The organism is Rhizobium skierniewicense Ch11, from assembly GCF_023757665.1.
Taxonomy (GTDB): domain Bacteria; phylum Pseudomonadota; class Alphaproteobacteria; order Rhizobiales; family Rhizobiaceae; genus Agrobacterium; species Agrobacterium skierniewicense.
Genome location: NZ_RXPG01000030.1, coordinates 68214 through 89379, shown reverse-complemented (window position 1 = coordinate 89379; position 21166 = coordinate 68214). Strand labels below are relative to the sequence as shown.

Sequence of the window (21166 nt, the reverse complement as noted above, 5' to 3'; positions counted from 1 at the left end):
CGTGGTGATCAGGCCATTGCGTTGGTGAAAGTGTCCGACAGAAACTGAAAGATCGCCGTGATATTGGTGCCGATGGTTTGCATGCCGACAATGATGGCCGAAGCGATGAGCGCAATGATGAGGCCGTATTCGATGGCGGTTGCGCCGTCGCGGTCCGCGTAAAGCGCGACGAGCTTCTGCATCAAAAATTCCGCTCGGTCTGCCATGCCCAAACCCCTTAACCCGTCCTGTCGCTGCAACGGGATGAATGTTACAGCAATTGTATGTTCAATTGGTTACGCGCTGGAAGCAAAAGCATACACGGACAGTGAGCGTTCCAAAGACGGAAACGCATTCAATCATCTGACAAATAGAACAATGATTGATATTGATCAAAATTCATCATATGTATTTGCTGTAAACATCCATTTTCAACGCCGGGCGATCCCTCAACATGCGTCATATTGGAAAAGAGCGCCCTAAGAACGGAGCCTCGCTCGTCAGCCAGCTCAGCGGCATTTTGCGCGAGGTGATCGCGTCCGGGAGATATGGACCTGGGGACAGATTGCCGAGCGAGATCGAACTGACCGAAGAGCACGGCGTCAGTCGAACGGTTGTGCGGGAGGCGGTTGCAGCGCTGCGCCATGACGGGCTTGTCGAAGTCCGCCAGGGGGCGGGCATCTTTGTCTTGAAGACGGAAAAGAATGCGCGTCCCGCCACGGTCGTGGACAAGGCGAGATTATCATCGGATCTGGAAGTGCTGGAGATCCGCACGCCGCTTGAAATCGAGGCAGCTGGACTTGCAGCCCTTCGCCGGTCGCCTTCGCAGGAAGAGGCGATTTTCGAGTGTCATGCCAAGGTGCTGGAATGCATCGAGACAAACCAGTCCATCCGCGAGGCGGATCTCGCGCTGCATTTCGCGATTGCGGCGGCGACCAACAATCCCCTGTTCACGCAGTTTCTGGAACTGCACGGACCGGCAGCCATTCCGCAATCCAAATTCGTCCCCAAGCAGCAAGAGGTTGACCAGACTGCCTATCGACGCCTGATACACAGGGAACATGAGGCAATCATCGTGGCAATTTCAGATCGCAACGAACAGGCGGCAAAGCTTGCCATGCAGGAACACCTGCGCGGCAGCCAGATTCGCTACCGCGAGATGATGCGCGATCTGCGTGGTATCGCCACCAACTGAAACGCACCGTGCCTAAGGCGCATCGGCGCCCCAGACCTCCAACTGTGTCAGCGCCGGAAACGGCGATGGGTCGTCGGCTTTTTTCAGATCGTGCAACCGCACCCATTCCACGGTTCGAGGCAGCATGGGGAAAGCCTGAGCTGCACCTGATTTCACCAGCGGGACGGTCAGCACATGCCCGTCTGAGAAGGTCATGCTGGCCTCGTTCCACCAGGCGTCATGGGGAAAATCTGCCCTGAGATACAGCGTGATCTGATCGATCAAAACCGGACGGCCGAAGGTGAGAGTGAGGGTCGCGGCCGGATCCTGGTTGATACCCCAGCTTGTATAGGGCCAGAAGCCGTGGTCCGTATTGGCCTTTTCGCCATCGATGGCATTGCGTGCCGCAAAGACGGCCTCGCCGCGCGTTTCCACATTGGCCTTGGCGTGCGGAAAGAGGGTGTTGTTATCATGATGGTCGAAAGGATTGAGAGCGAGATTTCGACGTGTCGACGCCTCATCGGGATGGACATAACAGGCGGAAATGCGGTGGAGATTTCCCAGAAATGCCTGCGGCGGATAGGTCTTGCGCGTCAAGCCGAAGGGCACAGGGAGAGCGAAATTCGTAGCCGCCATGAAAAGACGCGCGGGCGGCATGCCCGCATCGAGGCTGAGATCGATATGAACGGGCTTTTCCGCTTCGACAACGATCCGGTCACCTTCAGCGTAGTCATTGCGATAGACCAGAAAGACCTCATCGTCACAACTGGATTGCGACAGGACGGCACCGGCTGCGTTGACGACTTTGAGTGTGAGCTTCATCGGCATTCTCCCTTAGCGGATGACGAGGCGAAGGCGTTTGCCTTTTAGCGGAATGAGGGTGCGGTGGATGGTACCCGGCCATGACTGGCGCAGGCGCGGATCATCGATCCGAATGGTTTCGGTGGCGGGAACGCCTGCTCCCTCGATCTCGATCGATCCGAGATCGCCGACCAACAGACTATCGCCATCGATGCGGGGCGCGTCGATTGTCATAAGCGACAGAACGGCCTCGCGCTCGCCCTCATGGTCGTCGACGATCTCGACATGCTGGCCTCGGACGAGCCGGACGGTTCTGGTGTAGCTGCGGACGCCAGCGTCTGGCGAATAGGCGCGGGCAAGATCCAGAGATATTTCGGCCTTTTCCGGGGCAAAATCGACTTTGAAATCACCCGCCGTATAGGCTTCCCCGTCCTTCTGCATCACGCCGCCGAAGCTGGGCAAATTGTGGAAAGCCGATTGCATGGTCCAGATGTCGTAGCGCTGCGGCGAGAAGGTCTTGGCCGTGTAGGTTTCCACGCCGACATCAATGAGGAAAGGGCGACCATGCTTGTAAAGCGTGATGCTGCCGACATCGTTGTGGTTATGGCTTTCGCCATTGTTGCCACCCTTGACCGCGAGATCGAAGACGTCGTCGCGCGCAATCGCAAGCTCAATGCCGGGATAAAAGATATCACGCTTCTGAGGCGCCGGGAGAGTGACCTCGGCCAGTTCCCGTTCCGTCAGCACCGCCTGCACGCGATACCACAGGTTCCACTCATCCTGCATCAACCGCTTGGACGAATGCTGCCAGCGATCGAAGGCAAAGGCCTGAAGATCAGGCGATGCAATGGTTTTACCGACGAGATATTCGCGCAGGCCGCTGGTTTGAAACCGGGCCGGGGCATCTGCGAAATTGAAGAAGCTGTCATCCGCCACATGCATGTGACCAATGAATTCGGCCATATTGCGCAGCTTGTCTTCGCGCAAGAGTGTGTCGGTCACGCCGGGGGCAACGTCACCCAGAACCGCAAGGCTTGTGAACATGCACAGCGTCGCGTGTCCGTAATAAAGCGCGCCTTCTTCGCAGGCGCCGTCATCGGCGTAGTCTTTCTGGAAGGCATCGAGGCTTTTCAGCGCCTGCTCGGTAACGGCACGGCGGGTGGGCTGATCGGTGCTGCGCAGGAAGGTGGAGAGAAGAATGTTCTGCGTGATCCACGCCGTCCAGTTGTTCATTCGCTCCACACCACTGCCCATCCACCAGAAGTGGCGCGACAGGTATGGCACCAGGATGCGCCGATCGATTTCGTGCGATATTCGCGCGACAACGAAGGTGTCCAGTTGCGACGAAAGCAGATGCGAGACCAGCGCCAGATTGGCTGCCGTCTCGGCTGCGAAGAGATCGATGACAGGGTTTTGCGGATCGGGAAGGGGCGTGCGCGGACCTCCGCGAATATGGGAATTATGCGCCGGCAATTGCCAGCCGCTTTCCTCGCAGATGAGCCACAGGCCATCGATGATTTGCGTCAGGAAACGCCCCTGCCCTTCGATACATTCGCCCAGAACCAGCGCGTTCAGCCTGAGACGGCGGGAGAAATAGAGCGTCTCGAAGCGGGAACGATTACCGTTTTGCGTATATTCCCAATAATCGCCTGCAAGGATAACCGACCAGGGTTCATCGAGCGCCTTTGCCGCGGCATCAACCAGCTGGGCGTGGATACCCTGCGACGCAGCAGCGCGAAGACTGTCAGCGGTGAGATCTGCGGCAAAATCGCCCAGCCGGTGCGGCAGAAGCGGTATCAGTTCTGCAAACACGCCCTCGACCTCCCGCGCGTTCGATATTCGGTAGCAACGCTCCTATCATACGTCTTTCGCGATCTCCAGAGAATTTGTCTGACTTTATGTGAAGTTGTTTGACCAATGCAGAATTTATGATATCAAAACAGCTGGAGGCGTCAGGTGAAAATCTGATCGCAGGAGATGACCGAGGTCCGCGTCGATGATGACGATGGCTGGCCGACAATGGGAGGAATGCCGTGGCCATCGTGACCGCGTCCGACACACAGGCGGCCCCATACCGCAAGAAAAAGGTGCGGATCGTTTCGAAGAAACGACGCCGGGTCGAAAATGCGCTGATCGCCTACTCCTTCATTGCCCCGAATTTCCTCGGCTTTGCCATCTTCACGCTCGGCCCCATCCTGTTTGCCTTCGCACTGGCCTTCATGCACTGGGATGGCTCCAATGCCATGAGCTTTGCAGGGCTGGACAATTTCTGGCGCCTGTTCGAAGACAAGGCGTTTATCTCGGCCTTCTGGAACACGATCGTCTACACCGTGGTTTCCGTGCCGGCGACGCTCGCCTGCGCGCTGGGGCTGGCGGTTTTGCTCAACCAGAAAATCCTCGGGCGCGACTTCTTCCGCACCGCCATGTTCTTTCCCTATGTCGCCTCGCTGGTGGCTGTGGCGGTCGTGTGGAACATGATTTTCAACCCCGAAATGGGGCCTGTGAACATGCTGCTCTACACTTTGGGCATGGACCCGGCGGACATGCCCGGCTGGGCCGCAGATCGGCACTGGGCGATGGTGACCGTCATTCTGTTCGGCATCTGGAAAAGCATGGGTTATTACATGGTGATCTATCTGGCCGGGCTTCAGGGCATCAATTCCGAGCTTTATGAGGCTGCCGGGCTTGATGGTGCCAATGCCTGGCAGAAGTTCATCCACGTCACGCTGCCGCAACTGGCACCGACGACGTTCTTCGTCACCGTCATGCTGACCATCCAGTCGTTCAAGGTCTTCGATCAGGTCTACATGATTACGCAGGGCGGACCCGGCACGTCGACGCTGGTTCTGGTCTACCACATCTACAACGAAGCCTTCATTTCATGGGATCTCGGCTATTCCAGCATGATTGCGCTGGTTCTGTTCTTCCTTGTGCTGGCCGTAACCGTCGTCCAGTTCAAACGTCAGCGGGAGGACTGAGACGATGCGGATCATGGGCCGGAAAGTCACTGTTGGTACGATTGCCGTCTACGCAACCGTCATCGCGATCACCATCATCATGCTGCTGCCGTTTGCGTGGATGCTGTCGGCGTCGCTCAAGCTGAGCCGCGATGTCTTCGCCTTCCCCATCGAATGGATACCGGCGCAGCCACGGTGGGAGAACTACACCGAGATCTGGACGAAGATTCCGCTGGCGCTGTTCATCTACAACACGTCGAAGCTGACCATCATCGTCACGATCATGCAGTTGCTGACGTCGAGTTTCGCGGCCTATGCCTTTGCCAAGCTGCATTTTCCCTACAAGAACACGCTGTTTCTGGGCTACATCGCCACCATCGCCATGCCGTGGCAGGTCTATATGGTGCCACAGTTTCTGCTGATGCGCGAATTCGGCCTCAACAACACCCATCTGGCGCTGATACTGCTCCAAGCCTTCACCGCGTTCGGCGTGTTTCTGATGCGGCAGTTCTACATGTCGATCCCCAATGAATTGTGCGAGGCAGCCCGCATCGACGGCATGAACGAGTACCAGATCTGGGCGAAGATCATGTTGCCGCTGTCCAAGCCGGCGCTCTCGACGCTGACGATCTTCACGTTCGTCACGACCTGGAACGACTTTCTGGGGCCGATGATCTATCTGACGAAAACCGAGCTGAAGACCATCCAGATCGGGCTTCGCATGTTCATTTCGCAATATTCTGCAGAATACGGGTTGATCATGGCCGCCTCCGTGGTCGCCCTGATCCCGGTGCTTATCGTTTTTCTGGCGCTGCAACGTTTCTTCGTCGAAGGCGTCGCCTCCTCCGGGATCAAGGGTTGATACCATGCTGAATTCTACCGACACCCAACCCAGCCCGATCAGCGAAGCCGAAGTCGATGTGGCGATGGCGACGGCTGTCGAACAGGTGCGGCGCAACCTGCCGGAATTTACCTACAAGGCACAGAACCACTCCAGCGTCGGCAATGTCTATCCTGCCGTCGCCAACGATCAATGGACTGCAGGGTTCTGGCCGGGACAGATATGGCTCGCCTTCGAGCATACGGGCGACAGGGTGTTTCAACATGCGGCACAGATACAGGTGCAGAGTTTTCTGCACCGGATCGAAAACCGCATCGAGACGGACCATCACGACATGGGCTTTCTCTATTCACCATCCTGCATCGCCGCCTGGAAGCTGGTGGGCGACGAGGACGGCAAGCGCGCAGCCCTGATGGCCGCCGACCAGTTGATGGAGCGGTTCCAGCCTGTCGGGCAGTTCATTCAGGCATGGGGCCGCAAGAACAATCCCGACGAATATCGCTACATCATCGACTGCCTGCTGAACCTGCCGCTGCTCTACTGGGCAGCCGAGCAGACAGGCCGCGAAGAGTACCGCGACGTCGCGCTGGCCCATGCCCGCACAACGCTTGCCCATTCCGTTCGGCCTGACGATTCCACCTATCACACTTTCTACATGGACCCGCACACCGGCGCGCCGGTGCGCGGCGTGACGAAGCAGGGTTATAGCGACGAGAGCTATTGGGCGCGTGGCCAGGCCTGGGGTATTGCCGGAATGGCGTTTTCCTACCGCTACGAGCGGCTGCCCGCCTATCGTGAGGCGTTCGAGCGACTGCTGGCCTTTTACCTGAAGCGCCTGCCGTCCGATCTCGTGCCCTATTGGGACCTCGTCTTCACCGAGAAGGATGGCGAACCGCGCGACAGCTCGGCCGCGGCTATCGTTGCCTGCGGCCTGCTGGAAATGGCCGATCTGGAAGAGCCTGAGAAGGCCGAGGAATACCGCAATCTCGCCGGGCGCATGGTGAAAAGCCTTGTCGATAGCTATTCGGTCAGGGATCCGGCTGTTTCCAACGGTCAGCTTCTCCACGGCACCTATTCGAAGAAGACGCCGCACAACACCTGCCGCGGCGAAGGCGTCGACGAGTGCGTGTCGTGGGGCGACTATTATTATCTGGAAGCCCTGACGCGACTGTCGCGCAACTGGGCCTCCTACTGGTGATCGCGTGAGGACGGTATGGCAAGCATTTCGCTGAAAAAACTCAACAAGACCTTTGGTGCGCTCAAGGTCGTCCACGATATCGATCTGGAGATCGCCGACAAGGAATTCATCATTCTCGTCGGCCCGTCCGGCTGCGGCAAGTCCACGACATTGCGGATGATTGCCGGGCTGGAGGACATCTCCGGTGGCGAGCTTCGCATCGGCGAGGACGTGATGAACGACGTGCCGTCGAAAGACCGCGATATCGCCATGGTGTTCCAGAACTACGCGCTTTACCCGCATATGACGGTGTACAAGAACATGGCCTTCGGCCTGCAATTGCGCAAAGCGCCGCGCGATTTCATCGACGAGAAGGTGAAGGAAGCGGCCAATATTCTTGACATCACGCATCTCTTGAACCGCAAGCCGAAGGCGCTGTCGGGCGGGCAACGGCAGCGCGTGGCGCTGGGCCGCGCCATGGTGCGCAACCCGGAAGTGTTTCTTCTCGACGAACCGTTGTCCAACCTCGATGCCAAGCTGCGCGGCACGATGCGCGCCGAGATCAGCAAGCTGCACAAGCGGCTGGATGCCACTTTCATCTATGTGACGCACGACCAGATCGAAGCCATGACGATGGCGGACCGCATCGTGGTCATGAAGGATGGTCACATCCAGCAGGTGGACACGCCGCAGCAACTATACGACCGGCCCATCAATATGTTCGTCGCCGGTTTTATCGGCGCACCGCAGATGAACATGCTGCCGGTAACATTGAAGCGGGACGGTGAACGCGTCACGGCCGTGTTCGATGGCACGCCGCTGCCTTTGCCTGCGAGCATCGATGCCGAACGGCTGCGCCCTTACGAAAACAAGGACGTGATCCTCGGCATCCGCCCGGAGAATTTTCACGAGTTTGCGCCCGCTGATATCGACGCGGCAAACACCGTGCCTTTCAACGCCACGCTGGAACTGGCCGAGCCGATGGGATCGGAGGTTCACCTCAATCTTGTTGCAAGCGGCAAGGCGCTGATCGCGCGTGTTTCGCCGCGGTTCAAAGGCAGAATAGGCGATGACATCACCCTGATTGCCGACCTGACGGGCGCGCAGGTCTTCGACCCGGAAACGGAACGTTCCATTCTCTACTGAACGCTGGGAGGCGCATGATGCAGTGGCTTGAAGGACTATGGACAAGGGAGGGAGCCGGGATCGACAAGGATGCCCCGCGCGCCACCGGCCTTGCCCTGTTCTTCGATATTTTGAAACGGGAATGGTGGGAGCTGGTGAAGCTCAATCTGCTGTTCCTGATTGCCAGCCTGCCATTGCTCACGATCCCTGCGGCCACGCTGGCCATGGCGCGGGTGTCCCGCGCAATCGTTGCGGATGAAAATACCTATCTGCTACGCGACTTTCTGGAGGCTCTCCGGCACTATGCGGTACGCGGCACGGTGCTGATTGCGGTTTGCGCCGCAATGATCGCCGCCAGCATCTATGCCGTCATTGCCTATGCAAAAGCGGTGCCGGATGCGCTGATCTACAGCCTGCCTTTGGCGATCAGCATCGTCATCACGCTGTTTACCGGCCTCGTATCCGCCTATGCCATCGTGCTGGCCGTGACGCGCGACCTGTCGTTTTCCAGCCTGTTTCGACAGGCGGCGCTTTTGGCACTGGTGAAGCCGCTGCCCATGTCGGCTGCATTGGGTTTCGCAGCCGCTCTCTGGCTCGCCCATATCCTGTTTTATCCGGTGTCGGTGTTCATGCCTGCCACCATCAACTTTTCGCTGGGCATCTTCACCATGTGCTTTGCCGCACGGCACATCGAGACCCTTGAGGTGCAAGAGCCAAGCAACCCGAAACATCCATAAAACCAAACACAGTCCGGGAGGAAACCGACGATGGAATTCAACACGACACGACGTGCATTCGCTTTGGCCACCGTAGGAATAGGCTTTGCCATGAGCATGGGAGGGGCCGCCTTTGCGCAGAGTGATGCGCCGGTGACCCTGAAATGGGCTTTGTGGGATCTCGACAAGGGTGCCTACTTCAAGCCGCTGATGGACGCTTATAAAGCCAAGCATCCGAATGTGAGTTTCGAGCCCGTCGATCTGGGTTCGCAGGACTATACGCAGATGATTTCGACGCAGTTGACCGGCGGCTCGAAGGACATCGATATCGTCACCATCAAGGACGTGCCGGGTTACGCCAACCTCGTGCGGGCCGGAAACATTGACGATCTCAGCGGCTACATGAAGGACCAGAAGATCGATCCGGCAGGCTATGGCGGGCTGATCGAGGAACTGACGGTGGATGGCAAAATCTACGCCCTGCCGTTCCGTTCCGATTTCTGGATCGTCTATTACAACAAGGACATCTTCGACAAGGCAGGCGTCCCCTATCCCACCAATGACATGACTTGGGCGCAGTTTGACGAGATCGCCACGAAGCTCAAAGGCGGCATGGGCCAAAACCGTGTCTATGGTGCGCTGTTGCACACATGGCGCTCGACCGTACAACTGCCCGGCATTCAGGATGGCAAGCAGACGCTGGTCGATGGCAACTACGCGTTTCTGAAGCCTTGGTACGAACGGGCACTTGCCCTGCAAAAGAGCGGCGCCATCCCGTCCTATGCATCGCTCAAAACCTCCAACACCCATTATTCCGCGCTCTTCTTCAACGGCACCATCGGCATGTTGCCGATGGGAACGTGGTTCATGGGAACGCAGATCGCCAAGGTGAAATCAGGCGAATCCAAGAGCGCCAATTGGGGTATCGTCAAGTTCCCGCATCCCGATGGCGTGGAAGCAGGCACGACGGCCGCGCAAATTTCTGGTCTGTCGGTCAATTCCAATTCGGCACACAAGGAAGCGGCGCTTGATTTCATCAAGTTTGTGACCGGCCCGGAGGGCGCTGAAATCGTTGCATCGACCGGCACATTCCCGGCGCTGAGATCGGACACGGTCGCCCAGACCATCGCAGCGCTTCCAGGCTTTCCGCAGGACCAGAACAGCAAGGATGCGCTGAAAGCCGGCAAGGCCTATCTGGAAATGGCGGTCAACCCGAATGCCGCCCGCATCGAAGTCGTGCTGAACCGCGTCCACGATGCGCTGATGACCGATAACCTCTCCATCGATGACGGTATCAAGGACATGGACGACGGCGTCAAAGCCATCAAGTAAGCATCGGGCGGTCGCGGGCCTCTCGCGACCGCCGTCTTTTATGACCTGTTTTTGAAAGACATGCCGTGCATCACGATAGCGCTAGGGACAATCCGCTTTTCAACAATCCACTGCTCACGCGGGACGATCTTGCGAAAGGGGTGATGGACCTGTTCAACCCGCTTCTGCCATATTTTTCGCAAGGAGGAGCGCGAGTGCGGTTGAGCGCGACAGGCGCGATCTTCGACTATCCCGCAGCCGAACTGGAGGGCTTCGCACGGCCGCTCTGGGGCATCGTTCCCCTGGCTGCTGGCGGATATGACTTCCCACATTGGGAACTGTACCGGCGCGGTCTGGCCAATGGCACCAACCCGGATCACGCCGAATATTGGGGCGACGTGTCCGACCGCAACCAGCGGCTTGTCGAGCTGGCAGCCATCGGTTTTGCACTGGCCATGGTGCCACAGCACATATGGGAACCATTGAGCGAGGCAGACAAGGACGTCGTTGCCGCCTATCTGCTGGCGGCGCGTGACCGCGAATTCGTTGACAACAACTGGAAGTTCTTCCGGGTTCTGATCGATCTGGGTCTGGAGCGTGTGGGTGTCGCGTTCGATACCACCAAGACGCAGGCCTATCTCGATGAACTTGAGGCTTTTGATATTGGCGACGGCTGGTATCGCGATGGGCCGGTGCGTCGGGTTGATCATTACGTGCCCTTTGCCATGCACTTCTATGGGCTGATCTACACGGTGCTTGGCAAGGGTGATGAGGAGAGGAAAGCCCGTTTGCTTCAACGCTCCAGACGCTTTGCCAACGATATCCGTCACTGGTTCGGGCCGGATGGCGCTTCGCTCGCCTTTGGCCGCAGCCAGACCTACCGCTTTGCCGCAGGGGGCTTCTGGGGCGGGCTTGCCTTTGCCGATCTGGAAGCGCTGCCGTGGAGCCAGGTCAAAGGCTATTACATGCGCCATATCAGATGGTGGTCGAAGCTGCCAATCTGTGACCGTGACGGTGTGCTATCCATCGGTTACGGCTATCCCAACCTGTTGATGAGCGAGAGCTATAACTCCCCCTGCTCGCCTTATTGGGCGCTCAAGTTCTTTCTACCCCTGGCACTACCGGCCGACCATCCGTTCTGGACGGCGCAGGAGGCTGCGGCGGAGACATTTGCCGAGCCAATCCCCTTGCCGAAACCCGGCATGGTGGCGTTCCACACGCCAGGCAATGTCGTTGTCCTCTCGTCCGGTCAGCAGCATGACAAAATGCGAGGCGCGCAGGAGAAATATTCGAAATTCGTCTATTCGACCCGCTATGCCTTCAACATCGAGGCTGACGACCGGCATTTTGCGGCGGCCAGTTTCGACGGCATGCTGGGCCTATCCGACGATGGCGTGCATTTCCGCACACGCGAGACGATGGAGGAGGCGCTCATCGCGGGCGACCATCTCTATTCCCGCTGGCGCCCATGGCGTGATGTCGTGGTCGAGACATGGCTCATTCCGCAAAACCCGTGGCATGTGAGAGTTCACCGGATCAAGACACCCTATGCGCTGGAAACATCCGAAGGCGGTTTTGCCATTGAACGCGCCGACTTCAACCGCGATACGAGCGAGATTAGCAACGGCAAGGCAGTCTGCTTTGGCCAGCAGGACACAAGCGCAATCCTCGATCTGTCGCCCGGCCCCCTTCGCGACGGTGTGGCTCATCAGGCGATTGCCAACACCAACCTCATCCATGCCCGAACTCTCGTGCCGCAGTTGCGTGGCAAGATCGCCGCTGGTGAGACGGTTCTGGTGACGGCGGCCATGGCATTGCCTTTGAACGACCAAGCCAGGGAAGCTCTCGCCAAAGCTCCGCCTGCGCCTGATCTCGCCGCGTTGGAAAGGCTCTTCAGCGCAGAGGGCAAGCGCGTGGATGCGTTCGCACTCTAATCACTGATCAGCCGATAGCCGACACCAGGTTCCGTCTGGACGATCTTCGGCTGGGCCGGATCGCGCTCGATCTTCTGGCGAAGCTGGCCGATGAAGACGCGCAGATAATGCAGGTCTTCTTCATGGGCCGGGCCCCAAACCGAGGTCAAAAGGGTGCGATGGGTGACGACGCGGCCCGCATGGTGGGCCAGCAGCGTCAAAAGGTCGTATTCCTTCGGCGTGAGGCGAATGGACTGACCGTCTCGGGACACGATGCGCTTGATCACGTCAATGACAAGGCCATCGGCCGTGACGAGCGAGGGGGCTTTGCCGGCATTTGCCCGGTGGCGCATGGCGGTTCTGATGCGGGCGGTGAGTTCGCCAATGCCGAAGGGTTTTTCGATATAGTCGTCGGCACCCAGATCGAGCGCTGCGATCTTTTCCACCTCGCGGTCGCGCGCCGACAGGATGATGATGGGAATGGTGGACCAGCCGCGAAGGCTTGATATCACCTCCTTGCCATCCATATCCGGCAGGCCGAGATCGAGAATGACGGCATCGGGTGCAGCGGTTGCCACCGCTTTCAGCGCATCCGCACCATTTTCGGCCTCGATGACATCATAGCCCGCAGCGACGAGCGCTGGGCGCAGAAAACGCCGGATCTGAGGTTCGTCATCAACGACGAGAATGCGCGCGAGTGTCATGGTGATCCCGAGTTCTGGTCTTTCTCCTCTACTGGGAAACGCATGACAATACGAGTGCCTCTCTTCCTCACCGCCGGGCTTTCGGCATGGATGCGTCCACCAAGGGCTTCTACGAAACCACGCGCGATGGAGAGGCCCAGCCCGGTGCCGGGCGAGCGGCCATCGGTCTTGGAGCGGCGGTAGAATTTCTCGAAGATGCGGTCGAGATCGACGGTAGGAATGCCTTTGCCCATATCGGTGACCGACAGGACCAGTTCTTTTCCGTCGCGACGGGCGTAAATATTGACCGGCTCGCCGCCGCCATATTTGGCGGCATTGTCCAGAAGGTTGAACAGGACCTGTTCCAGAAGCACGCTATCTCCCCGAAGAAGCGGTAAATCCGTCGCAATGCCGGTCTCGAATGTCTGCGCTGGAAAGTATTTGCGGGCGCGCTCCGTGGCGGACCGCACGACATCGCTGACGTCAACCCATTCGCGTTTGGCTTGCAGGGTGCCTGTCGAGATCCGCGTCATATCCAGCAGGTTGGCGACGAAACGGCTAAGCCGCGCACCCTCCTCCTCGATGGATTGCAGGAGGTCGTCACGGCTTTCCGGCGTCATCCGTTCGCCCAGTTCGCGCAGGCTGGTGACGGCACCGGTGATGGTGGCGAGGGGCGTGCGCAGATCATGGGAAATGGAGGAAAGGAGCGCTTCGCGATATTTCTCGCTTTCCAGACGCACGGACTGCTTGGCGCTCTCCGACGACAGGCGGGCGCGGTCGATGGCCGTCGCCGTCTGGTCGATGATGGCGGAAAACATGCGCTCGGCGTTGGAATCCAGCGCCTCGTCGCCGACTTCATAGCCGCAAACGCCGACCACACCGTGAGGGGTGGTGAGCGGCCTGAACTGGAACCGGCAATTGGGCAGAGTGCCAGTACCGGCGCCTGCCGGTTCTTTTCTCGTGTTCGCCCAACGTGCGGCGGCGACTTCGGAAATGCCCAACTCGGTGTCAGGCGGCCAGGCGGCGGCCGTTTCCAGCACATCGCCGTTTGGACGAAGAAAGACGATGTTGCGATTGATGCCCGCATGCAGCTGCGTGACCGAGGCCCACAACACCTCGTCGACATCGACGGTGCCGGACAGCTTGCGGGCGAAGTCGTAAAGCGCCTGCATGGCCGTGGCACGCGCCCGCGCCGTCTTGGCCTGCTCGCGAATGCGCGAACCGAGACTGCCCGCAAGGATCGCCGCCACCACGAAGGTGAAGAGCGCAAACACCTCATGCGGCGAAGCGATGGTGAAGGTGTAGAGCGGCGGGATGAAGAAGAAATTATAGGCGAGCGCCGACAGCATCGCCGCCATGAGGGCAGCCGCAAAACCGGCATAAACCGCGGATGTCAGCACGGAGATGAGAAACAGAAGGGAAATATTCGGGAGATAGACGATGCGGTCGATCAGCGCCCCGATCAAGGCGGCTGGCAGGACGCACATGAAAGCGATACCGAAGGGTTTGGCCAGCGTGGGAAGACGCGGCAGAACCGGCTTGGCGCGTGTGCGATGCGGCGTCTTTTCATCGGCAGTGACAAGGTGCAGGCCGATGCCGCTCGTTTCCTGCGTCAACGCGTCGGCAAGGCTGGTGCGCAACGGATTGCGCAGCCATTTTCGACAATGCGATCCGATGACAATTTGCGTGGCATGCTCTCGTTTGGCCAGCTTCATGATCTCGGTGACGAAATCGCTGCCGGTAACGCGCCGGGTTTCGGCACCCAGCTTTTCGGCAAGGCGAAACGTATCATCGATGCGCCGCAGGTCCTCGTCATCAAGGGTTTCGCGATCGGAATGGGAAATGTTGACGACCAGCCAGGGCGCATTGAGGCCAGACGCCAGACGACTGGCAACGCGAACCACTTTCTCCGACAAGGTGTCAGAGCCAATACAGACCAGGAGACGCTCGGCGGTTGCCCACGGACCCTCGATGGCGTTCTGGCGCAGATAGTCGATCATCTGATCGTCCACGCGGTCAGCGGTCCTTCGAAGTGCCAGCTCTCGAAGTGCGGTGAGATTTCCCAGACGGAAGAACCTGTCGGCGGCGCGGCGCGCGCTGGCGGGCAGGTAAACCTTGCCATCCTGCAAGCGGGTGATCAGCTCTGCAGGCGGCAGATCGACCAGCAAGACGTCATCGGCCTTTTTCAGCACCGTGTCGGGAATTCTCTCCCGTACATTGACGCCGGTGATCTGGGAAACGAGATCGGAGAGGCTTTCCAGATGCTGGATGTTGAGCGCCGTCCACACATCGATCCCGGCCTCGATGAGTTCGTCGATATCCTGATAGCGTTTCGGATGCCGGAAGCCTTCCGGGTTGGAATGCGCCAGTTCATCGACGATGATGATCGCAGGCTTTCGTGCCAGCGCGCCGTCGAGATCGAACTCCTGCAATTCCTTGCCGTGGTAGGAGACCGATAGACGTGGCAAAATCTCCAGCCCTTCCAGAAGCGCGGAGGTTTCAGTACGGCCATGGGTTTCGGCAAGCCCGACGACGATTTCGGTGCGATCGGTGCGCAATCTCTGGGCGCGGTTCAGCATCGCATAGGTTTTGCCGACACCGGGCGCGGCGCCTAGAAAAATCGTCAGCTTGCCCCGGCGGTCTTTCTCCGCCAGGGCAAGCAACGCGTCAGGATCGGGACGGTTCGTCTCGTAAGGGTCGTTTGTCGGCATTCGTATCAGCTCTTGAGCGCATCCAGCGCAAGGTTCAGCTCTAGCACATTCACGCGCGGTTCACCGACAATTCCAAGGACGGCATTCTGCGTGTGCTTGAGCAGCAGATCCTGTACCTGCGGCACGGACAACTGCCGGGCGGTTGCGACGCGATTGACCTGCGCCTGGGCAAAATCCGGCGAGATATGGGGATCGAGACCGGAGCCGGACGTGGTGACGGCATCGGCTGGAACAGCACCCGTTAGGCCCACCGTTTTGAGCCGCTCGATATCCGCAGCGACACGGTCCTTCAGCTTGGCCGATGTCGTACCGAGATTGGAGCCGGACGAGGCCGCGGCATTATAGGGATCCGGCGAGGTTGCCGAAGGACGCGGCCAGAAATAACGCTCGGAGGCGAAATTCTGGCCGATGAGAGCAGAGCCGACGACGGCTTCGCCACGACGGATGACACTGCCATTGGCCTGCTGCGGCATGACCACCTGAGCGATACCGGTGACCGCAAGCGGATAGGCAACGCCGGTAACGAGCGTCAGCAGAATGAGAACGGCAAAGGCGGGTCTGAGAAGTTTGAACATGATTACACCAGATGCAGGGCCGAAACGGCGAGATCGATTATCTTGATTCCGGCAAATGGCAGGAGCAGCCCGCCCAGACCGTAGATCAGAAGGTTACGGCGCAAAAGCGCGGCAGCGCTGGATGGCCGGTAGGCGATGCCCTTCAGCGCCAGGGGAATGAGCGCGATGATGATGAGAGCGTTGAAGATGACGGCAGAGAGAATGGCCGATTGCGGCGAGGACAGGCCCATGATGTTGAAGGCCGCAAGTGCCGGATAGGTCGTCACGAACAAGGCCGGAATGATCGCGAAATATTTGGCGACATCGTTGGCAATGGAAAACGTCGTCAGCGAACCGCGTGTCATCAGAAGCTGCTTGCCGATTTCGACGATCTCTATGAGCTTGGTCGGGCTGGAGTCGAGATCGACCATGTTGGCGGCCTCGCGCGCTGCCTGGGTGCCGCTCTGCATGGCAACGCCGACATCGGCCTGCGCCAGCGCTGGCGCATCATTGGTGCCATCGCCACACATGGCAATCAGGCGACCGCCCTGCTGTTCACGCCTGATATAGGCGAGCTTGTCCTCCGGCGTTGCTTCGGCCAGGAAGTCATCGACACCGGCTTCGGATGCGATGGCGGCGGCGGTGACCGGATTGTCGCCCGTGACCATGACGGTACGGATGCCCATGGCGCGCAGAGCGGCAAACCGTTCCTTGATGCCGGGCTTGACCACATCCTTGAGGTGGATGACGCCGAGCAGGCGCTTGCCATCAGCCACACCCAGCGGCGTGCCGCCTGATCGTGCCACACTTTCCACCGCCTGCAGAAATTCGCGCGGTGCGTCCTTGTCAGTCAGGCCGGTGAATTTCAGCACGGCATCGATGGCGCCCTTGCGCAATTGATGTGCGCCCATGTCGACGCCGGACAGGCGGGTCTGCGCGCTGAACGCAATGGTGTTGTCGACCACAGCCTTCGGGGCCTGAAGGCCGAATTCGCCGGTCGCAAGGGCCGCGATGGACCGGCCTTCGGGCGTTTCGTCCGACAGGCTGGCCAGAAGCGCGGCTTCGGCCAATTGCTGCTGCGTGACGCCGGGTGCGGGGATGAAATCCGCCGCCATACGGTTGCCGAAGGTGATCGTGCCAGTCTTGTCGAGAAGCAGCGTATCGACATCGCCTGCCGCTTCAACGGCACGTCCAGACGTGGCGATGACATTGAAGCGCACGAGCCTGTCCATACCGGCAATGCCGATGGCCGACAGCAAACCGCCGATGGTGGTGGGGATGAGGGTGACAAGCAGAGCCGCCAGAACCGTGACGGTAAGCACCGTGCCGGAGTAGCCTGCAAGACCCCAGATCGTGATAACGACAATGAGAAAGATCAGCGTCAGGCCGGAGAGCAGGATCGACAGAGCGATCTCGTTGGGGGTCTTCTGACGCTCCGCCCCTTCGATGAGCGCAATCATCCGGTCCACGAAGCTGGCGCCCTGAGGGGTGGTGATGCGGATCTTGAGCTGGTCGGACAGAACCTGCGTGCCGCCTGTTACCGCCGAGCGGTCCCCACCGGATTCGCGGATAACGGGCGCAGATTCGCCGGTGATGGCGCTTTCATTGACGGACGCGACACCCTCGATCACTTCGCCATCGCCCGGGATGAGTTCTCCGGCATCGACCACGACAACATCGCCCACCGCAAGCATGGTGGCGGGAACGTCCTGCGCCACGCCATTGGCATCGAGGCGACGGGCCGTGAGATCGGAGCGGCTGCGTTTGAGGCTTTCGGCCTGGGCGCGACCGCGACCCTCGGCAACCGCTTCGGCAAAGGTGGCGAACAGCACCGTGAACCACAGCCATGCAGCGATCTGGCCGGAGAAACCGGCCGTGCCGTGGCCCATCATGAGATCGCGGACGAAGATGATGGTCACCATGGCGGCCACCACCTCGGTCACGAAGATGACAGGTGTGCGGTAGAGTTGTCTGGGATCGAGCTTGACGAAGGCCTGCCTTATGGCGGGACCGATGATAGCTGGATCGAAAAGACCAGGTTTTTCTGGCTTTTGTGACATGAAGAGGTTTCCTTTAGAAGGTCTGACCGGCCAGCATCGCGAAATGTTCGACGATGGGTCCGAGCGCCAGAGCCGGGAAATATTGCAGCCCGCCGAGGATGATGATGATGCCGATGAGAAGGCCGACAAAGAGCGGGCCATCGGTCGGGAACGTGCCGCTGGACGCGGGAACGCGGACCTTTGCCGCCAGCGAACCGGCAATCGCCATGACGGGAATGACATAGGCGAAGCGACCCAGCAGCATGGCGAGGCCAAGCGTCGTATTGTACCAAATGGTGTTCCCGGAAAGGCCACCGAAGGCAGAACCATTGTTACCCGCAGCAGACGTGTAGGCGTACAGGATTTCCGAAAGCCCGTGCGGGCCTGCCGTGCCGATGCTCGCAACCGCCATCGGCAGCATGGCCGACACCGCTGAGAAGCCGAGGATGGCGACAGGCAGGATGAGAACGGCCAGCATGGCGCATTTCATTTCCCGTCCTTCGATCTTCTTGCCCAGAAATTCCGGCGTTCTTCCCACCATCAAACCGGCGACGAAAACGGCCAGCAGCGCAAAGACGAGCATGCCGTAGAGGCCTGAGCCGACGCCACCCGGCAAGATTTCGCCAAGCTGGATCAGGAACATGGGGACTAGGCCGCCGAGACCCGTGAAGGAGCCATGCATGCCATTGACACCGCCGTTCGACAGACCTGTGGTGACGGCTGCGTAAAGTGCCGTCATGGCCTGGCCGAAACGGACTTCCTTGCCTTCCATGTTGCCTTGCAGGGCATCGACCCCCAATGCGGTCAGAATGGAATTGCCCGACGCTTCCGCCCAGTAGATGACAGCCACACCTGAGATCAGTAGGATGGCCATGGCCGATAGCAGCACCCAGCCCTGGCGGCGGTTGCCGACCAGCTGGCCGAATGTGTAGACCAGCGCCGACGACACGCACAGCATCGCGAAGATGTTGATGTAATTCGACAAGGCGGAGGGATTTTCAAAGGGGTGAGCCGCGTTGACGTTGAAGAAACCGCCACCATTGGTGCCCAATTGCTTGATGGCCTCCTGGCTGGCGACGGGGCCGAGCGAAATGACCTGCTGAGCACCTTCCAGCGTGGTTGCGGTCACACTGGCATCCAATGTCTGAGGCACGCCGGTCCAGACGAAGACGAGTGCAACGACGATGGCCAGCGGCACCAGAACATACAATGTGGCTCTGGTCATATCGACCCAGAAATTGCCCAGCGTACTGGCCTGCGAGCGCATGAAGGCACGGGTAAAGGCCATGGCAAGCGCAATGCCCACAGCGGCCGACAGGAAGTTCTGCACGGTCAGTCCGGCCATCTGGCTAAAGTGGCTCATGGTTGCTTCACCGGCGTAGTTTTGCCAGTTGGTGTTGGTGATGAAGCTGACCGCAGTGTTGAACGCCAGATCCGGCGGCACGTTGGCAAAGCCCTGCGGATTGAGCGGCAGATAGGCCTGCAGACGCAGGATAGCATAGAGAACGAGAAAGCTTGCCAGCGAAAAGGCGAGCATGGACAGCGTATAGGCCAGCCAGTTCTGTTCCTTGTCCATACTGGTTCCGGCAACGCGGTAAATGCCGCGCTCGATGGGCTGAAGAACGGGAGACAGAAATGTTCTTTCGCCCGAAAAAACCTTCGCCATGTAAAGCCCCAGCGGTTTGACGACGCAGAGCACGGCGAGGAAAAGGAGGCTGATCTGCAGCCACCCGATGATGGTCATGGATATTCTCCCCGAAAGGTCAGAAGCGTTCGGGACGCAACAGCGTCACGACGAGGTAGACGACAAGAGCGCCGGCAACGGCCAGCGCGAGCAAAGCTTCGATCATGCCGCCCTCACAGCTGATTGAGGCCGCGTGCATAAACGGCAAAGCCGATCAGCACCGCGCAGCCGCCAAGGACAAAGACAAGGTCGGACATATGGGTTTCTCCATTTGGTTGAGAAGCGCACACTACGCCCTGTTTGCGTCAGGGTTCGATTGGGAAGATGGGACGATCACATAAGGAAAACATAAAGACCGTTGCCTGAAACCAGGACGCCGGAGCGGATCGTCCCGTGTCGGAATATTCCGCTACGCAAGCCCGCCACGGCAGGGTCGATATTTCTCCAAAGGGCGCAAATTTGAAAAGCGCGCGGATTACAAATGCCGCCGATTTGCCGGAAGCTATGTGTCTAATCTGGAGATCGAGACATGAGATCATTGATTGCGTCCGCATTGGGTGCATTGGCAGGACTGGTGGCGCTGGGCCAGGCCCATGCTGCGGACATTTCTGAAATCCGGATCGATTGGGCGACCTACAACCCGGTCAGTCTGCTTCTCAAGAGTGATGGTCTGCTGGAGAAGGAATTCGAAAAAGACGGCATCAAGATCACCTGGGTACAATCTGCCGGTTCCAACAAGGCGCTCGAATTCCTGAATGCAAGCTCGCTCGACTTCGGCTCCACGGCCGGTGCCGCCGCCCTCGCCGGTCGCATCAACGGCAACCCCATCAAATCGATCTATGTCTATTCGAAGCCTGAATGGGTGGCACTGGTGACCCGCAAAGATACCGGCATCACCAAGGTCGAGGATTTGAAAGGCAAATCGGTTGCCGCAACCCGCGGAACCGACGCCCATATCTTCCTGGTTCGGGCGCTTGCGGAAAAGGGCTTGAGCGAAAAAGACATCAAGCTGGTGCTCTTGCAGCACGCGGACGGCCGTCTGGCTTTGCAGCGCGGCGATGTGGATGCCTGGGCCGGTCTTGATCCGATCATGGCATCTGCCGAAATCGAAGATGGCGACATCCTGTTTCATCGCAATCCCGCCAATAATTCCTGGGGCGTGTTGAATGTGCGAGAAGACTTCGCAAAGGAACACCCTGCAATCGTCAAACGCGTTCTGGCCACCTACGAGCGCGCCCGCGACGAAGCCCGCAAGGACCCGGCCAAGCTGAAGGCAGCCCTTGTGGCCGCGACGAAACTGCCGGATGCCGTGATTGCGCGGCAGCTGGAGCGGACAGACCTCAGCCAATCCAAAATCGGCGACGAGCAGGCGCAAACCATCGAGGCGGCAGGTCTTGCGCTTCAAAAGGCAGGTGTCATCAAGCCGGATGTTGACGTGAAGGCAACCGTGGCAAGCCTGATCGACGCAAGCTATGCCCCAGCGGCAGGTCAGTGATATCCC

Annotated in this window: 18 protein-coding genes; 9 read left to right on the top strand and 9 right to left on the bottom strand. The window is 59.2% G+C overall.

Features of this window, described 5'->3' with window-relative positions; translation table 11 throughout:
* Positions 1-8: 8 nt before the first annotated feature.
* Positions 9-206, bottom strand: coding sequence for a Flp family type IVb pilin (locus EKM04_RS20355; protein WP_252094092.1), 198 nt, complete (start codon positions 204-206; stop codon positions 9-11).
* Positions 207-433: 227 nt separating this feature from the next.
* Here EKM04_RS20355 and EKM04_RS20350 point away from each other — a divergent pair, with 227 nt between their 5' ends.
* A complete protein-coding gene (locus EKM04_RS20350) occupies positions 434-1174 on the top strand; it encodes a FadR/GntR family transcriptional regulator (protein ID WP_174155823.1) in 741 nt (246 codons plus the stop codon).
* Positions 1175-1186: 12 nt separating this feature from the next.
* On the opposite strand, the gene EKM04_RS20345 is transcribed toward EKM04_RS20350, so the two are convergent.
* Together EKM04_RS20345 and EKM04_RS20340 are read right to left on the bottom strand one after the other, a co-directional pair.
* Positions 1187-1975, bottom strand: coding sequence for a DUF7402 domain-containing protein (locus EKM04_RS20345; protein ID WP_183893075.1), 789 nt, complete (start codon positions 1973-1975; stop codon positions 1187-1189).
* A gap of 12 nt (positions 1976-1987) precedes the next feature.
* Positions 1988-3766, bottom strand: coding sequence for a heparinase II/III domain-containing protein (locus EKM04_RS20340; RefSeq protein ID WP_183893074.1), 1779 nt, complete (start codon positions 3764-3766; stop codon positions 1988-1990).
* A 227-nt stretch (positions 3767-3993) separates the two neighbouring features.
* Between EKM04_RS20340 and EKM04_RS20335 the strand changes: the two genes are divergently transcribed.
* The 7 genes from EKM04_RS20335 (at position 3994) to EKM04_RS20305 (ending at position 12015) form a co-directional block, all read left to right on the top strand.
* Entirely contained in the window at positions 3994-4932 is a 939-nt protein-coding gene (locus tag EKM04_RS20335) for a carbohydrate ABC transporter permease (protein ID WP_412762944.1), read from the top strand.
* A 4-nt stretch (positions 4933-4936) separates the two neighbouring features.
* Positions 4937-5773 (top strand): carbohydrate ABC transporter permease, encoded by an 837-nt coding sequence (locus EKM04_RS20330; protein WP_174155819.1) that lies wholly within the window; start codon positions 4937-4939, stop codon positions 5771-5773.
* 4 nt (positions 5774-5777) lie between these two features.
* Entirely contained in the window at positions 5778-6950 is a 1173-nt protein-coding gene (locus EKM04_RS20325) for a glycoside hydrolase family 88 protein (protein WP_183893070.1), read from the top strand.
* Between the two features lie 15 nt (positions 6951-6965).
* Entirely contained in the window at positions 6966-8075 is a 1110-nt protein-coding gene (locus EKM04_RS20320; protein WP_183893068.1) for an ABC transporter ATP-binding protein, read from the top strand.
* Between the two features lie 17 nt (positions 8076-8092).
* On the top strand, positions 8093-8791 hold the full coding sequence (locus tag EKM04_RS20315) for a DUF624 domain-containing protein (RefSeq protein ID WP_183893066.1): 699 nt from the start codon (positions 8093-8095) through the stop codon (positions 8789-8791).
* A gap of 90 nt (positions 8792-8881) precedes the next feature.
* On the top strand, positions 8882-10102 hold the full coding sequence (locus EKM04_RS20310) for an ABC transporter substrate-binding protein (protein ID WP_234910851.1): 1221 nt from the start codon (positions 8882-8884) through the stop codon (positions 10100-10102).
* 65 nt (positions 10103-10167) lie between these two features.
* Positions 10168-12015 (top strand): DUF2264 domain-containing protein, encoded by a 1848-nt coding sequence (locus tag EKM04_RS20305; RefSeq protein WP_183893062.1) that lies wholly within the window; start codon positions 10168-10170, stop codon positions 12013-12015.
* On the opposite strand, the gene EKM04_RS20300 is transcribed toward EKM04_RS20305, so the two are convergent.
* The 6 genes from EKM04_RS20300 to kdpF are packed head-to-tail and all read right to left on the bottom strand — an operon-like array spanning position 12012 to position 19864.
* Positions 12012-12698 (bottom strand): response regulator, encoded by a 687-nt coding sequence (locus tag EKM04_RS20300; RefSeq protein WP_174155813.1) that lies wholly within the window; start codon positions 12696-12698, stop codon positions 12012-12014. The two genes, EKM04_RS20305 and EKM04_RS20300, sit on opposite strands and share 4 nt — an antisense overlap.
* Positions 12695-15388, bottom strand: coding sequence for a sensor histidine kinase (locus EKM04_RS20295; RefSeq protein ID WP_183893060.1), 2694 nt, complete (start codon positions 15386-15388; stop codon positions 12695-12697). Before EKM04_RS20295 ends, EKM04_RS20300 begins: the two co-directional genes overlap by 4 nt.
* A 5-nt stretch (positions 15389-15393) precedes the next feature.
* The gene (gene kdpC / locus EKM04_RS20290; RefSeq protein WP_183893058.1) at positions 15394-15963 is read right to left on the bottom strand and encodes a potassium-transporting ATPase subunit KdpC; all 570 of its coding nucleotides are present in this window, start codon (positions 15961-15963) and stop codon (positions 15394-15396) included.
* Between the two features lie 2 nt (positions 15964-15965).
* The gene (gene kdpB, locus EKM04_RS20285; protein WP_174155810.1) at positions 15966-18002 is read right to left on the bottom strand and encodes a potassium-transporting ATPase subunit KdpB; all 2037 of its coding nucleotides are present in this window, start codon (positions 18000-18002) and stop codon (positions 15966-15968) included.
* A 13-nt stretch (positions 18003-18015) separates the two neighbouring features.
* Positions 18016-19725: a potassium-transporting ATPase subunit KdpA gene (kdpA, locus tag EKM04_RS20280; protein WP_183893057.1), complete on the bottom strand. Its 1710-nt coding sequence runs from the start codon at positions 19723-19725 to the stop codon at positions 18016-18018.
* Positions 19726-19744: 19 nt separating this feature from the next.
* Entirely contained in the window at positions 19745-19864 is a 120-nt protein-coding gene (gene kdpF, locus EKM04_RS20275; protein ID WP_202049545.1) for a K(+)-transporting ATPase subunit F, read from the bottom strand.
* A 330-nt stretch (positions 19865-20194) separates the two neighbouring features.
* On the opposite strand from kdpF, the gene EKM04_RS20270 reads away from it, so the two are divergent.
* The gene (locus EKM04_RS20270; RefSeq protein WP_174155808.1) at positions 20195-21160 is read left to right on the top strand and encodes an aliphatic sulfonate ABC transporter substrate-binding protein; all 966 of its coding nucleotides are present in this window, start codon (positions 20195-20197) and stop codon (positions 21158-21160) included.
* The last annotated feature ends 6 nt before the right edge of the window (positions 21161-21166 follow it).